The 14,244-nt window shown below is 59.8% G+C and carries 12 protein-coding genes; 3 read left to right on the top strand and 9 right to left on the bottom strand.

Translation table 11 applies throughout. The annotated features are described in order from the left end of the window. Nucleotides 1-7 precede the first annotated feature (7 nt). The gene (locus ACOI7D_RS19470) at nucleotides 8-1,567 is read right to left on the bottom strand and encodes a YdgA family protein (protein ID WP_044522689.1); all 1,560 of its coding nucleotides are present in this window, start codon (nucleotides 1,565-1,567) and stop codon (nucleotides 8-10) included. 86 nt (nucleotides 1,568-1,653) lie between these two features. After that, nucleotides 1,654-2,832, bottom strand: coding sequence for a mannose-6-phosphate isomerase (manA, locus tag ACOI7D_RS19465; RefSeq protein ID WP_023289494.1), 1,179 nt, complete (start codon nucleotides 2,830-2,832; stop codon nucleotides 1,654-1,656). 201 nt (nucleotides 2,833-3,033) lie between these two features. On the opposite strand from manA, the gene fumA reads away from it, so the two are divergent. Further along, nucleotides 3,034-4,680 carry a class I fumarate hydratase FumA gene (fumA, locus tag ACOI7D_RS19460; protein WP_023289495.1) on the top strand — a complete coding sequence of 549 codons (1,647 nt, stop codon included), beginning with the start codon at nucleotides 3,034-3,036 and terminating at the stop codon, nucleotides 4,678-4,680. Nucleotides 4,681-5,017: 337 nt separating this feature from the next. After that, complete coding sequence (fumC, locus tag ACOI7D_RS19455) at nucleotides 5,018-6,418, top strand: class II fumarate hydratase (protein ID WP_109547401.1); 1,401 nt, start codon at nucleotides 5,018-5,020, stop codon at nucleotides 6,416-6,418. Here fumC and tus read toward each other — a convergent pair. The 4 genes from tus to rstA form a co-directional block, all read right to left on the bottom strand. After that, nucleotides 6,408-7,340, bottom strand: a complete 933-nt coding sequence (gene tus, locus ACOI7D_RS19450) for a DNA replication terminus site-binding protein (RefSeq protein WP_032452693.1) — start codon at nucleotides 7,338-7,340, stop codon at nucleotides 6,408-6,410. The genes fumC and tus overlap by 11 nt on opposite strands. Nucleotides 7,341-7,415: 75 nt before the next feature. Then, nucleotides 7,416-8,717 (bottom strand): two-component system sensor histidine kinase RstB, encoded by a 1,302-nt coding sequence (gene rstB / locus ACOI7D_RS19445; RefSeq protein WP_109547400.1) that lies wholly within the window; start codon nucleotides 8,715-8,717, stop codon nucleotides 7,416-7,418. A gap of 265 nt (nucleotides 8,718-8,982) precedes the next feature. Next, on the bottom strand, nucleotides 8,983-9,345 hold the full coding sequence (locus tag ACOI7D_RS19440; RefSeq protein ID WP_023289499.1) for a hypothetical protein: 363 nt from the start codon (nucleotides 9,343-9,345) through the stop codon (nucleotides 8,983-8,985). Between the two features lie 230 nt (nucleotides 9,346-9,575). Further along, nucleotides 9,576-10,292: a two-component system response regulator RstA gene (gene rstA / locus ACOI7D_RS19435; RefSeq protein ID WP_072413140.1), complete on the bottom strand. Its 717-nt coding sequence runs from the start codon at nucleotides 10,290-10,292 to the stop codon at nucleotides 9,576-9,578. Nucleotides 10,293-10,420: 128 nt separating this feature from the next. Between rstA and ACOI7D_RS19430 the strand changes: the two genes are divergently transcribed. Further along, nucleotides 10,421-10,756 (top strand): GlpM family protein, encoded by a 336-nt coding sequence (locus tag ACOI7D_RS19430; RefSeq protein ID WP_109547399.1) that lies wholly within the window; start codon nucleotides 10,421-10,423, stop codon nucleotides 10,754-10,756. On the opposite strand, the gene folM is transcribed toward ACOI7D_RS19430, so the two are convergent. The 3 genes from folM to ydgH all read right to left on the bottom strand — a co-directional run bounded on the left by folM (nucleotide 10,753) and on the right by ydgH (nucleotide 14,022). Next, entirely contained in the window at nucleotides 10,753-11,475 is a 723-nt protein-coding gene (folM, locus tag ACOI7D_RS19425; protein WP_032452696.1) for a dihydromonapterin reductase, read from the bottom strand. The two genes, ACOI7D_RS19430 and folM, sit on opposite strands and share 4 nt — an antisense overlap. Nucleotides 11,476-11,511: 36 nt before the next feature. Then, nucleotides 11,512-12,894, bottom strand: a complete 1,383-nt coding sequence (locus tag ACOI7D_RS19420; protein ID WP_044522700.1) for an amino acid permease — start codon at nucleotides 12,892-12,894, stop codon at nucleotides 11,512-11,514. 177 nt (nucleotides 12,895-13,071) lie between these two features. Then, entirely contained in the window at nucleotides 13,072-14,022 is a 951-nt protein-coding gene (gene ydgH / locus ACOI7D_RS19415) for a DUF1471 family protein YdgH (RefSeq protein ID WP_004887044.1), read from the bottom strand. Nucleotides 14,023-14,244: the final 222 nt, after the last annotated feature.

Genomic DNA, 14,244 nt, shown 5'->3' with positions numbered 1-14,244 from the left:
CGATAAATTACGGCTGCGGGGCGGCGTCGTCCTGCTGAGGCGCGGCGTCATCCTGCTGCGGCTGGCCCTCCTGCGGCGCGCTGTCCGGTAACGAAGGCGCTTCGAGACCAAACATCGCGGCAAAATCCTCCAGCGGCATTTTCTGGCCGTTCAGCGTCACCTGGCCGTTCGCGTACTGCAGGCTGCTGCTGATGGCGTTATCTTCCATGGTGGTGATGCGGAACATCTGGCCCATCGCCGCCAGGCCTTTGACCTGCTGATCGGCGAGTTTGGCGGCGTCGGCTGGCTGGTAGCCTTCCAGACCGGCGATCTTAGTCATAAACTCCGTCGCCATATCCACCGGGATCACCACTTTGCCGTCAAGGGACTGCACCACGCGATCCAGGCTGTCCGCCAGGGTCTGCGGCGGGGCGGTCACCAGGGCCGGATCTTTCAGCAGCACCGATAGGTTGAGGCTGCTTTCGCCTTTGGCATTGCGCCAGCTCAGCGGTGAGATAGTCACCGACGGATTGCCCTTAAGCAGGATCGGCAGCGCATTGAACAGGGTTTCGGTAAGCGCCTGCTGGTACAGCTCCGGGTTCTGCGCCAGCTCTGGTTTCGCCAGCAGCGCCTGAGACTGCGCGCTGTACTGCTGGCTGAACTGGTGCCACGCCTGACCGTCGACGTTATCCACTTTCAGCGTCAGTTTGCCGCTACCCATATCCTGACCCTGCAGCTTCAGGCTGTTGACGGTGTAGTTCACCTGGCTGTTCACGCCTTTGCCGTCCTTGGTCAGCGTGGAGCCGCCGTCCAGCGCCATGCCGTCAACCAGCGCCAGCTCTTTGCCTTCGACGCTGATGGCCAGTTTATCGAGGGTCATTTTTTGCTGGCCGATACGCTCGTTGAAGCTGGCCAGCTCGGTGGCGCCGTCGGTGGTCAGGTTGACGAAGCGCAGCTGCACCTTCTGGTTATATTCGTTGAGAGCATCGATCTGGCCGCTGCCGGCCTGGCCCTTCAGACTGATGTTTTTGCCGTCGCGGTCGGCGTCGAGCTGGAACTCGCCGCCGCTGAAGGTGACTTTCTCATCCCCTTTGGCGTAGTCGAGGGCATTGAGCACGATCGCCGACTGGCTGTCGCCGCTGTAGGCGATGCGCGTATCGACGGTAAAGGGGGTATTGCCTTTGGCTATTTCGAACAGCGCCTGGCTGGCGTCGTTTTTCACCAGCGTGGTGTGGACCGAGGCCATCGCCGGGGCCAGATTAAAGGTTTTTAACGAGGCCAGCGGGAAGGGGCCGTGATCGACCACCTCGTCAAGCACCACGCTCTGCCCGGCGGCCAGCCAGCCGTTAGCCTGACCGGCGATCGGCTTCACCACCAGCTGCAGATGGCTGCTGAACAGCCCGCGCTGGTAGTCCTGATAGCTCAGCTCCAGACCTGACTCCGGCGCGCTGCTGCGTAACTGCGCGTTAGCCTGCTGCACCATATCGGCAATCCGGCCTTCCAGCTGTTTGCCGGTGTACCAGGCGCCGCCTGTCCATACCACGCCCAGCGCCACGATGATTCCTGCTGCGACCAGCGATTTTTTCATAGCATTTGTCCATAAATGAAGCCAGGCGGAGAGACCGCCTGGCTGAGTTGTCATAATCAGTAAGCGCGACCTGAAAGGTCTGTCGTTTACTGGAGCTTATTGAACACGCGCGCCACGCGGCCATGGCCGCTGACCTGCACCGGCGACTCATTGGCGGCCACAAAGGCCGATTCGCCCGGCTTGAGGGTCAGGCTCTGATCGCCTTTGCGCAGCAGGGCTTCGCCGTCGACGCAGAAAACGATCGCCGCGCTCGCCTGGGCCAGATCGCTGGCCTCGGCGGAGAGATCGTGCAGCGAGAAGGCAAAATCTTCCACCGGGATCGGGAAGTCCAGCTCCGCGCCGTGCCGCTGCGGCTGGGTCAGCAGCTCACCCGCCGGTTTGGCCTCGAACTTTACGTTGGCCACCAGCTCAGGGATATCAATGTACTTCGGCGTCAGGCCGGCGCGCAGTACGTTATCCGAGTTGGCCATCACCTCCAGCGCCACCCCCTGCAGATACGCGTGCGGCGTTTCGGCAAACAGGAACATCGCTTCGCCCGGATTCAGCTTCACCACGTTCAGCAGCAGCGGGGAGAAAAGGCCGCTGTCGTCGGGATAAAATTCGGCGATCAGGCGGATGGTCTGCCACGGTTCGCCCTGTTCGCGGTCCAGCACCTCGCGCAGCGCCTGCAGCGCCTGCGCTTTTTCCTCGCCCTGCATATTCAGCAGGCTGGCAAACAGCTGGCTCAGGCGAGCCGCGTCCGGCTGCTGCAGGAAGGCGCCGATCGCCGGGTGCGCGTTAGCCACCGGCTGCAGCAGGCTGACAATCTCGCTGAACTCGCGAAACGCGTTCATCGCCAGGAACGGGGTCAGGGCGAAGACCAGCTCCGGCTTGTGGTTCGGATCTTTGTAGTTACGTTCGGCGGCGGAGAGGGGGATGCCGGCGGCGTTCTCGCGGGCGAAACCCTCTTCGGAGGCCTGTTTGTTAGGATGGACCTGAATGGAGAGGGGCTGCGCGGCGCACAGCACTTTAAACAGGAACGGCAGTTCACCGAAGCGCTGCGCCACTTTGTCGCCGAGCAGGGCGGCTTTGTCCGCATCAATCACTTCGCGCAGCGAACGCGGCTGGCCGTCTGCCGCCAGGATCTGCGAGCTGCTCTTCGGATGCGCCCCCATCCACAGCTCTGCCATCGGCAGGTTGTCCGGGTTGGCGATGCCATACAGTTCAGTTAAGGCGGTGTGGCTTCCCCATGCATAGTTCTGCACGGCGTTAATCAGCTTTTGCATTCTCAATCCCTGTTTCAATCAAAGTAAAATTTATCGCCCTATTAAACCAGCAAACGCTGGAGAAGCAACTGCTGAAAGAAAAAGTCGTCCCTGTCTCAGTTTTTGTTAAAAATTTGTGTAAAATTGATCGACTCGCTTTTCTACAGGCACATGGAGTCCCTGCCTGAAACATAATCAGCCAAAGCAGTAAGTGAGAGTACAATGTCGAATAAACCGTTTGTTTACCAGGATCCTTTTCCCCTCAAAAAGGATGACACCGAGTATTATCTCCTCAGCAGTGATTACGTCTCCGTCGCCGAATTTGCCGGCCAGGAAGTGCTAAAAGTTGACCCTCAGGCGCTGACCCTTCTGGCGCAACATGCCTTCCACGACGCCTCCTTTATGCTTCGCCCGGCCCATCAGCAGCAGGTAGCGGATATCCTTAACGACCCGGAAGCCAGCGAAAACGACAAATACGTCGCCCTGCAGTTCCTGCGCAACTCCGATATCGCCGCCAAAGGCATTCTGCCCACCTGCCAGGACACCGGCACCGCCATCATCATGGGTAAAAAAGGCCAGCGCGTCTGGACCGGCGGCGGCGACGAAGCCGCGCTGGCGCAGGGGGTATACAACACCTACATCCAGGACAACCTGCGCTATTCGCAGAACGCCCCGCTGGATATGTATAAAGAGGTCAACACCGGCACCAACCTGCCGGCGCAGATCGACCTCTATGCTACCGATGGCGATGAGTACAAATTCCTCTGTATCGCCAAAGGCGGCGGCTCGGCGAACAAAACCTATCTCTACCAGGAAACCAAAGCGCTGATCACCCCGGCGAAGCTGAAAAACTATCTGGTGGAGAAGATGCGTACCCTCGGTACCGCTGCCTGCCCGCCGTACCACATCGCCTTTGTCATCGGCGGTACCTCGGCGGAAGCGACGCTGAAGACCGTCAAGCTGGCGTCCACCAAATACTACGACGGTCTGCCGACCGAAGGTAATGAGCACGGCCAGGCGTTCCGCGACATTCAGCTGGAGCAGGAGCTGCTGGTGGAGGCGCAAAATCTCGGCCTCGGCGCGCAGTTCGGCGGCAAATACTTCGCCCACGATATCCGGGTGATCCGCCTGCCGCGCCACGGCGCCTCCTGTCCGGTAGGGATGGGCGTCTCCTGTTCCGCCGACCGCAACATCAAAGCCAAAATCAACCGCGACGGCATCTGGATCGAGAAGCTGGAGAGCAATCCGGGGAAATATATCCCTGAGCATCTGCGCCAGGCCGGCGAAGGCGAAGCGGTGAAGGTGAACCTTAACCAGCCGATGAGCGAGATCCTGGCGCTGCTGTCGCAGTACCCGGTCTCCACCCGTCTGTCGCTGAGCGGCACCATTATCGTCGCCCGCGACATCGCCCACGCCAAGCTGAAAGAGCTTATCGATAACGGCGAGGAACTGCCGCAGTACGTGAAAGATCACCCGATCTACTACGCTGGCCCGGCCAAGACGCCGGACGGTTACGCCTCCGGCTCCCTCGGCCCGACTACCGCAGGCCGCATGGACTCTTACGTCGATCTGCTGCAGTCTCACGGCGCGAGTAAGATCATGCTGGCGAAAGGCAACCGCAGCCAGCAGGTCACCGACGCCTGCCACAAGCACGGCGGTTTCTACCTCGGCAGCATCGGCGGCCCGGCGGCGGTACTGGCTCAGCAGAGCATCCGCAGCCTGGAGTGCGTGGCGTATCCGGAGCTGGGGATGGAGGCGATCTGGAAAATCGAAGTGGAAGACTTCCCGGCGTTTATCCTCGTCGATGATAAAGGCAACGACTTCTTCCAGCAGATCCAGACGTCGCAGTGCGCCCGCTGCGTGAAATAAACCTGGCCGCCGTTCGGGGCGGCTCTGGCCGATGACAAACCTGTTTTCGTTATCGTGCGCGCCTTCTGCCGGGTGGCGGCTTTCGCCTTACCCGGCCTACGAAAACAGCAATATCAACCGGTTATGCCATTCCCTGTCGGCCCGCGCAACCGCAGCGCCGCCGGGCAATTCCTGAAGATGGCACGTTGTCAGCCGTCCGGGCCGTCCTTCGGGGCGGCTTTTTTATGCCGCTTTGCGGCACGAACCACCAAAACAACTTATCAATCTGGCCAATACTTACTTTTTTAAGCAGGTGAGCTTTGTCGCTATGACGCACTTTTCATCCAAGGAGAAAGTAATGACAACGCATCGCAGTGAAAAAGACTCGATGGGCGCCATCGACGTCCCGGCCGATAAACTCTGGGGCGCCCAGACCCAGCGTTCGCTGGAGCATTTCCGCATCTCGACCGAAAAAATGCCCGGGGAACTGATATATGCCCTCGCGCTGACCAAGCGGGCGGCGGCGAAGGTCAATCAGGATCTTGGCCTGCTGACGGCGGAGAAAGCCGGGGCGATCGTCGCCGCCGCTGACGAAGTGCTGGCCGGAAAACATCCCCAGGAGTTCCCGCTGGCTATCTGGCAGACCGGTTCCGGCACCCAGAGCAATATGAATATGAACGAGGTGCTGGCTAACCGCGCCAGTGAACTGCTCGGCGGGGAGCGGGGGATGGCGCGAAAAATCCACCCCAATGACGATGTCAATAAAAGCCAGAGCTCGAACGATGTGTTCCCCACCACCATGCACGTCGCGGCGCTGGTCGCCCTGCGGGAAAAGTTGCTCCCGTCGCTGCAGGCGCTGCGGGCCACGCTCAACGATAAAGCGGTGGCCTTCAGGGATATCGTGAAGATCGGTCGCACCCATCTGCAGGACGCCACGCCGCTCACCTTAGGCCAGGAAATCTCTGGCTGGGTGGCGATGCTGGACCATAGCCTGAAGCATCTTGAAGCCAGCCAGCCGCACCTTGCCGAGCTGGCGCTGGGCGGGACGGCGGTGGGGACCGGGCTCAATACGCATCCGGAATATGCCGTGCGGGTGGCGGCCGAGCTGGCCTCGCTCAGCGGACAGCCGTTTGTCACCGCGCCGAATAAATTCGAAGCGCTGGCCACCGTCGATGCCCTGGTCCATGCCCACGGCGCGCTGAAAGGTCTGGCGGCTTCGCTGATGAAAATCGCTAACGATGTCCGCTGGCTGGCCTCCGGGCCGCGCTGCGGGATTGGCGAAATCGCCATCCCGGAAAACGAGCCTGGGTCATCGATTATGCCCGGTAAGGTCAACCCGACGCAGTGCGAGGCCCTGACCATGGTCTGCTGCCAGGTGATGGGTAACGACGTGGCGGTGAATATCGGCGGCGCCTCGGGTAACTTTGAGCTCAACGTCTATCGGCCGATGGTCATTCACAACTTCCTGCAGTCGGTGCGTCTGCTGGCGGACGGCATGGCGAGCTTTAACGAGCACTGTGCGGTGGGGATTGAGCCGAATCGTGAGCGGATCACCCAGCTGCTCAACGAGTCGCTGATGCTGGTGACCGCGCTGAATACCCATATCGGCTATGATAAAGCGGCGGAGATCGCCAAAAAAGCGCACCATGAGGGGCTGACCCTGAAGGCTTCGGCGCTGGCGCTGGGCTACCTGACGGAAGCCGAATTCGATAGCTGGGTGCGCCCGGAACAGATGGTCGGCAGCCTGGCTACTCGCTAGCCAGCCAGAGGTGCAGACGAGGGATCAGTAATCTCAGCGCCTGCGCCTCCGGTTTGTAGCGGTATTGCACATTGTCGGCATCGTAGTTGAGCAATTCGCCAATATCCGGCACGCTGACCCCCTGGCTACCGGACATCAGGGCGATCAGCGGGCTGGGGCAGGCGTACTGCACCTGTTTCTGCTCGCTGGCATACCAGACGCGGGCAATCGGCTGCACTTTCACCGGCCGTTTGATTTTTAGCCGCGCCCGCTGCGGCAGGGCGGCGATATCCTGATACTCCCTTTCCAGTTTGCTCTGCCACTGCTCGCGGGTCCAGGGCGGCACCGCCCGCGGCGATTGCAGGCTTTTTTCCAGCATCATCAACACCTGGTCGCGGGTCAGATTTTTGATCACGTGCTTATTGGCCCAGCCGAAGCGGATAGTGCTCGGGTCGAGGAGGGGCGTTAGCGTGCGATAGGCGCTGAGGGTGATTAATCCAGGCAGATGGCGATGCACCCACTCAAAGCGGGCGGTGGGGGGCAGGCCAGCGTCGACAGTGACGATTTTCTCGAAGGTGGCCTTCAGGGCGTTAATCTGCTGAATGCGCGCCAGCAGCACCTGCTGTTCCGCGGCGGTGACCTGTAGACAGATAGCGCCCGGCAGGCGGACGGCGGCTTTGCTGCTGCGGGTTTCCGACTGCTGCTGGATAAACAGATGGCCGTAGTGGCGCAGGGCGAGATCCAGCGCCGCCTCGCCGGTGTGCTGGACGACCGTAATGTTCGCCAGCGGGTCATGCTCGGCATCTTTACTGATCGCCGGCAGCTCAAACACCCGGCCCGCCAGCAGCCGGCAGGTCGCTAACGCCTGGCGCAGCGCCTGCAGCTCCAGCTCGATCTGGCGAAAGGTATCATTCAGACGTTCAACGAGGTCGTAGCTGGCCATCGCCTTCACCTTAGTTACAACATACTATTCGATTTTTCCAGCATACCCAGCCCGCGGCCTCTGCGCAAGTTTTATTCAGGCAGAGGTAAAATCGGGCAACAGATGATAGACCGGCCAGCTAAAGCAGAAGCGGGCGCCGCCGAGTGGACTGGCCTCGCAGCGAACGTCGCCCCCCATCGCCTGGGCGATACTGTGGACAATGGCCAGTCCGAGGCCGCACCCTCCGGTCGCCCGATCGCGGCTGGGGTCAAGACGAACAAAAGGTTCGAACACCCGCTCGCGCTCCTCGAGGGCAATGCCCGGGCCGTCATCGTCGACCTGCAACGACGCGCGGGAACCCTGCAGGGTCAGGCTGACCGCTACCTGCTGACCGCTGTAGCGCAGGGCGTTGTTCACCAGATTATCCAGCACCCGCTCCATCAACCGCATATCCAGCGCGCCATAGTTGCCGCGGGTCAGCGTCGCCAGGCCGACTTCGCGCTGCGGGTTGACCATCTGGATATCCTCGACGTGGTCGCTGATCCAGGCGGGGAAATCGGGGGTGGTCAGGCTGAGCTCCGTCTGCGGGCGGTCGAGACGGGCGTAGGTCAGGAGCTCTTCTATGAGCGCCTCCAGCTGGCCGATATCGCGGTTCAGCGCCTGCGATTCCGCCTCGGTGAGGTTTTCGCTCATCTCCAGACGGTAGCGCAGGCGCACCAGCGGCGTCCTGAGCTCATGGGCGATGCCGTCAATCAGCTGCTTTTTACTGGCAATGAGGGCGTTAATGTTGTCGGCCATCTGGTTGAAGGCCACCCCGAGCCGCTCAAAGCTGGACATGCTGTCAAAATGAATACGCTCGCTGAGGTGGCCTTCGCCAAAGCGCTGGGCGGCGGTCTCAATGCGCAGCATGTCCTGCCAGTGCGGACGCATCCAGATAAACACCGGGAAGGCCAGCGAGATAGCGATAAACGCCATCAGCGCCACGTCCAGGAGACGCATTTCATGCAGAAAATAGAGATAGGGCACCGGGCCCACGGATAACACATAGTGGCTGCGGGGGATGCGCTGGATAAAGGTGTACTGGTCGTCGAGCGCGACGATATCCCCGGCGCGCAGGTGCTGCATCGAGCTTTCCGACAATTTGAATTTGCTCATCGGCTCGATGTGCAGGTCGAACGACAGATTAAGATCCAGTTCTTTCAGCGTCTTGCTCCAGTCGCGAGGCGGAATTTCCCGCAGCTCGCTGCGCATCAGATACAGTGAGCTTTTCATCAGATCGTCAAGCGACTGCCGGCCGGCGCGTTCAGCGGTAAATTTATAGACCAGGCCCACCAGCATGGTCATCACCAGAAAGCAGACGAAGAGCAGAAGGTAGAACTGCACGAACAGCTTTTTCATTACATTACCGCATAGTCAAAAAGAGAAACCTGCCGGCGCCTCGGGACCATCTGCCCGGCGAGGCGGAAACGTCTCGGGTTTACCGGGGCAAGCCGAGGCCCGCGCGGGAGTAACCGATACGCTATCAAAGCAGGGTTTATGCCCCCTGACAATAGCCAGCCGGGGGGGAGCTGCGCTGTTAAAAATGTGACAGTGTCACTTGTTGCGAGCTTACCTCTGCATTAGGCAAGGATTGTGTCCAGTGTCATCTGCGCGCCGCTGGGCGCTACTCGCGATAGTAGGGGATATCCACCGGATAGAGGGTGGCCAGGCTCAGCAGTCGACAGCGCACCAGCTGTTTTGCTTCGGCATACCAGTAAGCAAATTCGCCGGTGGTCTGGTGGTAAATCATCTGATCAAGGTTAGCAAACGGGATCACCAGCAGCGGCCCCTGGCGCACGTATCCGCCGCCGGTTTCGAAATGGTGATCTCCCCATGATTGCTGGGTATGTTGATAGCGGTGGAGGAGCACCTTAATTTGCCCGCGCTGTGGACAGAGGAGCCGGATATCGGCGTTGTCGAGGGAAAAAGCCCAGCCAGAGAGTGACGTGAAGAGGGTCAGTGCCAAAAGTACAACGTATTTCATCATGCAAAAGTCCTGTGTTTTCAGGCTTTATGCCATTCTGATAACGGTAAGTCCTTGAGCACAATCATATTGAGGGGTTATGTGATGGGCTTCTGTACGGCGAAACATATTGATTTACTCAATATGACAAACTGGCGGCGGCCCGCCAGCGCGAAGGCGGCGAAAAACGCGATGCGCATGCCGCCGGGGTCAGGCGGTGAAACGGGCCCCTTTCAGGGCCGCAGAAGGACCGCTCAGTTGTCCCAGGCGTGGGGGGCGAAGAGGTAGCCTTTATTGCGTACCGTCTTAATCCGGTAGGGTTCTGTGGCGTTATCGAGCAGTTTTTTGCGCAGGCGCGAGATGGCGACGTCGACGCTGCGATCCATCCCGTCGTAGGTGACGCCGCGTAAATTTTTCAGCAGGGCGTCGCGGTCCATAATCTGCCCGGCGTGGGTAGCCAGCTCCCACAGCAGGTCGAAATCGGCGGTAGACAGGGCGACGCTTTCTCCGCCGAGCAGCACTTGGCGGTTGACCGGGTCAATGGTCAGTGAGCCAAAGGAGATGGTCTTGTGCGGGGTGAGCGTCGCAGGCGCGCCAGCTCCCGCCGGGGCGATATGCTGGCGCAAATGCAGACGCAGTCGCGCCAGCAGCACCGCCGGCGGGGTGGTTTTCAGGATATAATCGCTGGCGCCCATCTCCAGGGAGAGGATATGGTTCATATCGCTGTCGAGCGAGGTCAGCAGGACAATCGGCCCTTGCCATTGCCCACGCAGATCGCGACAGAGCGTCATTCCGTCCTTGCCGGGCAGCATAATGTCCAGGAGCACGAGGTCCGGTTTCTCCCGCGCGATCACGTCCTCTGCGCGGTCGCCGCGAGGCTCGACCACCACATCCATATCATGCTTGCCGAGATAGGCGGCGATCAGCGCCCCTACCTCCGGGTCATCCTCAACAAAAACGATTTTATTCATGTCTATTGCACATCAGTAAAAGAAGTAACATACACCGCGCCTATTTTACCCGCCATTCCTCTTTTATAAACAGCGCTAATTCCGCTATGCTGCGCTAACTTGTTGATTCATTGTTAAGGCATAAGGACATGGGGCTGTTAATCAAAGGGCTGCTGGGCGCGCTGGTGGTGGTGCTGATTGGCGTGCTGGCGAAAACCAAAAACTACGCCATCGCCGGACTTGTTCCGCTGTTTCCCACCTTTGCGCTCATTGCCCACTATATCGTCGCCAGCGAGCGCGGTATTGAAGCTCTGCGCACCACTATCGTGTTCGGCATGTGGTCGATCGTTCCCTGTTTTATCTATCTGCTGTCGCTGTGGTACTTCACCGGGATCATGCGCCTGCCGTTGGCGCTGGCAGGCGCAGTGGGGTGCTGGGGGCTGTGCGCGTGGTTGTTGATTGTTGGCTGGAGCCGCTTCCACTAACGCAGAGGGCGACCGCCGTCGACGGCGAATGACCGGCCGGTCACGTAGCGGCTGGTAAACAGATAGTCGATAAGGTCGCTGATCTCTTTCTCGCCCGGGGCGATTTTCATCAGCGACTTATCCAGCGCCTGCTGACGATAAGCCTCGTCGTCACCTTCATTGAACATGATCAGCGACGGCGCAATGGCGTTGACTTTGATCTCCGGGGCCAGCTTGCGGGCAAAGGAGCGGGTCATGTTGTCCAGCGCGGCCTTGCTGGCGGCGTAGGCGATATGTTTATCGCTCCCGCGCTCCACCACGTAATCGGTGATATGGATAATGTCGCTGGCGGCATGGCCGTGGCCGCGCAGGAGCTCCTCCAGCGCGTGGTTGAGCAGATAGGGGGCATGGACGTGGATCTGCATCATGCGGTTGATCACCGTGCTGAGCGGTACGCCCGGCTTCTCCGCCATCCAGTCGCTGGCGTTGTGGATGATGGCCCGCAGGCCGCTGGTATGCGATTTAACCGCTTCGGCAAAGGTCAGAATGCCGTCATCGCTGCTGAAGTCGGCCTGCAGACAGAGGGCGCCCGCTTCGCGCAGGTCTTCGATCGCCGGATAGGGCGTGCGATAGCTGACGATCACCGGCTGGTGTTGCTGCAGAAAATGGTGCGCCAGCGCGAGGCCGATGCGGCGGCCTCCTCCTGTGATCAGAACCGGGCGGGGCTGTTGTTCAGCCATGGGTATCTCCTTTGATTTCTGCGGCAGGGCGACCGCTTACCCCACCAGCATCCACGTTGCCGGCACAGCGGCAACCAGCAATAAACCAATTAGCGCCAATTCGCGGCGTTTGAGCGAACGATCGTGCTGGTGCGTACGTCGGGCGTACAAAAAGACCAGAAGACCCGGAGCGTAAAGTACCACCGACAACAGCAAATGCACAGGTCCCGACGCGTATAATAACCATAAGCCATAAATGCAGGCGCCGATACCCACCGCTTTATGCAGCGGACGGGTGGCGATTTTGAGCAAAAAGGCGCCGACCAGCAGATAGGGCACGAGGATCATCTCTGAGGCGATGGTCAGCAGGGTGCCGTAGTCCGAACCGGTCAGCCAGATGAGGACCAGCGACGCCTGAACGCTGATATTGGTCAGCCACAGCGAAGCGGAGGGGGCGTTGTTGCGGTTCTGGCGGGCGAACAGGCGCGGGAAGGCTTTGTGAGTGGCGGCGAGGTAAGGCACTTCGGCAGCCATGATCGTCCAGCTGAGATAGGCGCCACACACCGACACGATAAGCCCGGCGGCAATCACAATTTCACCCCACGAGCCCATCAGTCTGACCATCAGTCCCGCCATCGACGGGTTGCGCATTTCGGCCAGTTCGCTACGCGGCACCACGCCCAGCGACAGCAGGGTGACCAGCAGATACACCGCGAGGGCCGAAAGCACCGCCAGCAGCGTCGCGCGGCCAACGTCCCGCTTGTGTCGCGCGCGGGCGGAGACCACCACCGCGCCCTCGACGCCGATAAACACCCACAGAGTGATCAGCATCGTGTTTTTAACCTGCTCCCACACCGGTACGCCCAGCGCCAGGCCGCTGAAATCGAGGCGGAACGTATCCAGCTGAAAGGCCAGGGCGGCGAGGGCGACAAACGCCCCCAGCGGCAACAGCTTGGCGAGGGTGGCGACCAGGTTAATCCCCGCCGCCGTCTGCACGCCACGCAGGACCAGGAAGTGGACCACCCACAGCAGAACTGAAGCGCCAACGATAGACTGCCAGGTGTTGCCATCGCCAAACAGGCGCAGCTCAGGGGTATCGGTGAAGAAACTGAGCGCCGAAAAGACGATCACCAGATAGGAGACATTGGCGATCACCGCGCACAGCCAGTAGCCCCAGGCGGAACAGAAGCCGATCAGCTCGCCGAACCCTTCGCGGGCGTAGGTGAAGATCCCGCCGTCGAGGTCGGGACGAATACGGGTCAACAGCAGCATCGCGAAGGCGAGGAACAGGATCCCGACGCCGGTAATCGCCCAGCCGATGAGCAGAGCGGAAGGGCTGGCCACGGCCGCCATATTTTGCGGCAAACTGAATACGCCAGCGCCGAGCATTGAGCTGAGGACCAGGGCGGTCAGGGCGCTCAGGCCCAGTTTCTTTTCCATTGCATTCCCGAGGTGAAAATGGCTGTTCCAGAATATTTATTTTGCGAAATCGCATAAAAATGGAGGATTGCGCTAAGGCGCGGGATTTTACGGAGTGTCCGGGGGCCATGCAATGGCGGGGGATGAAAAAAAATGAAAAGGCGGCAATGCGCCGCCTTTTTAGCCAGTCAGCAGCGATTATTTGTACAAATCGGCGCTGATGGTGATGTTGCCGCCGCGTTCCTGCCACTGGCGGGTAATGTGATAGTACTTCGCCCCTTTCTTCGCCGCGCGTTTTGCCGTCTGATAGGAGATCTCGGTCATGTTGCCGTAGTTGCCGGTGAACTTGATGTTATCGAACGGCACCATTTGCGCCGCAGTCACTTTGTTCACTTCTTCAACTTTGGTGCCGTCCGGCAGCGTGACAGTGTAACGTCCGCCTTTTGACGACTGGGTCTCGAAGAAACGACCTACGCCGGTGCCGGAGCCAACCGCCGCGGTGGTGGCGACGCCCGGGATTTCGACGTTTTTCGCCGCTTCGCCGCCTTTGGCCAGCGCCGCGCGGCCGGCTTCAGAATCAGCCGGGATAGCGTCCGGGCTCTGCAGAACGCGTTTCTCCGCATCTTTTTTGTAGATATAGGCGGTAATGCGCTGGTTGCCGCCCTGGTTGGCGTCGACCTGGCGGACGATGAAGAACGCATAGGCGCCTTTCGCTTTCGCCGCTTTGGTGATGGCGTCGTTCACTTCCGGCTGGCTGCGATAGAAGCCCTGGACGGTGACGGTGTCGTAAGGCATCAGCTCAACGGCCTGATCTTTCGGCAGCTCCATCACGCCATTGATGATGCGATTTTTCGGCGCATCCGCTTTCGGCGCGTCGTCTTTATAGAGGTCAGCCGTGACGCGCCAGTTGCCGCCATTGCCGTAATCCGACGTGTCGACAACATAGAATGAGGCCGCGCCGTCTTTGTCAGCTTTGCGCGATACCGCTTGCACTGCGTCGCCAATGGCATTAAAGCGGCCGGTGACGACAACGCGATCGTAGGGCTTCAGCGCAGCCGCCTGCTCCGGGGTCAACTCGGTCGCTGCGTGGGCAGACAACGTGGCGGTTGTCAGGAGAGCAGACGCCAGGAGGGTGTTTTTAAGCTTCATAAAAATAATCCTTTGCCTTGCGCAAACCATATACTGGTGTTGTTGTTGACTGAAAACGTTTGATTATTGCATTTAATCGCCGTGACTGTCTGCGTCATTTTTTGCGTGCCGCCCGAATCGTATACTACGGAAAGATAACATTTTTCGATATGTTGAAAAAACAGCCGCTTGACCAGCAAAAACGATAATCGATACCACTTTTATTAGTTAATGTAATGTTAA

The organism is Klebsiella sp. C360, from assembly GCF_048822415.1.
Taxonomy (GTDB): Bacteria; Pseudomonadota; Gammaproteobacteria; order Enterobacterales; family Enterobacteriaceae; genus Klebsiella; species Klebsiella quasipneumoniae.
Note: the sequence above shows the minus strand (reverse complement) of the source record. Positions and strands in the feature narration are given on the sequence as shown.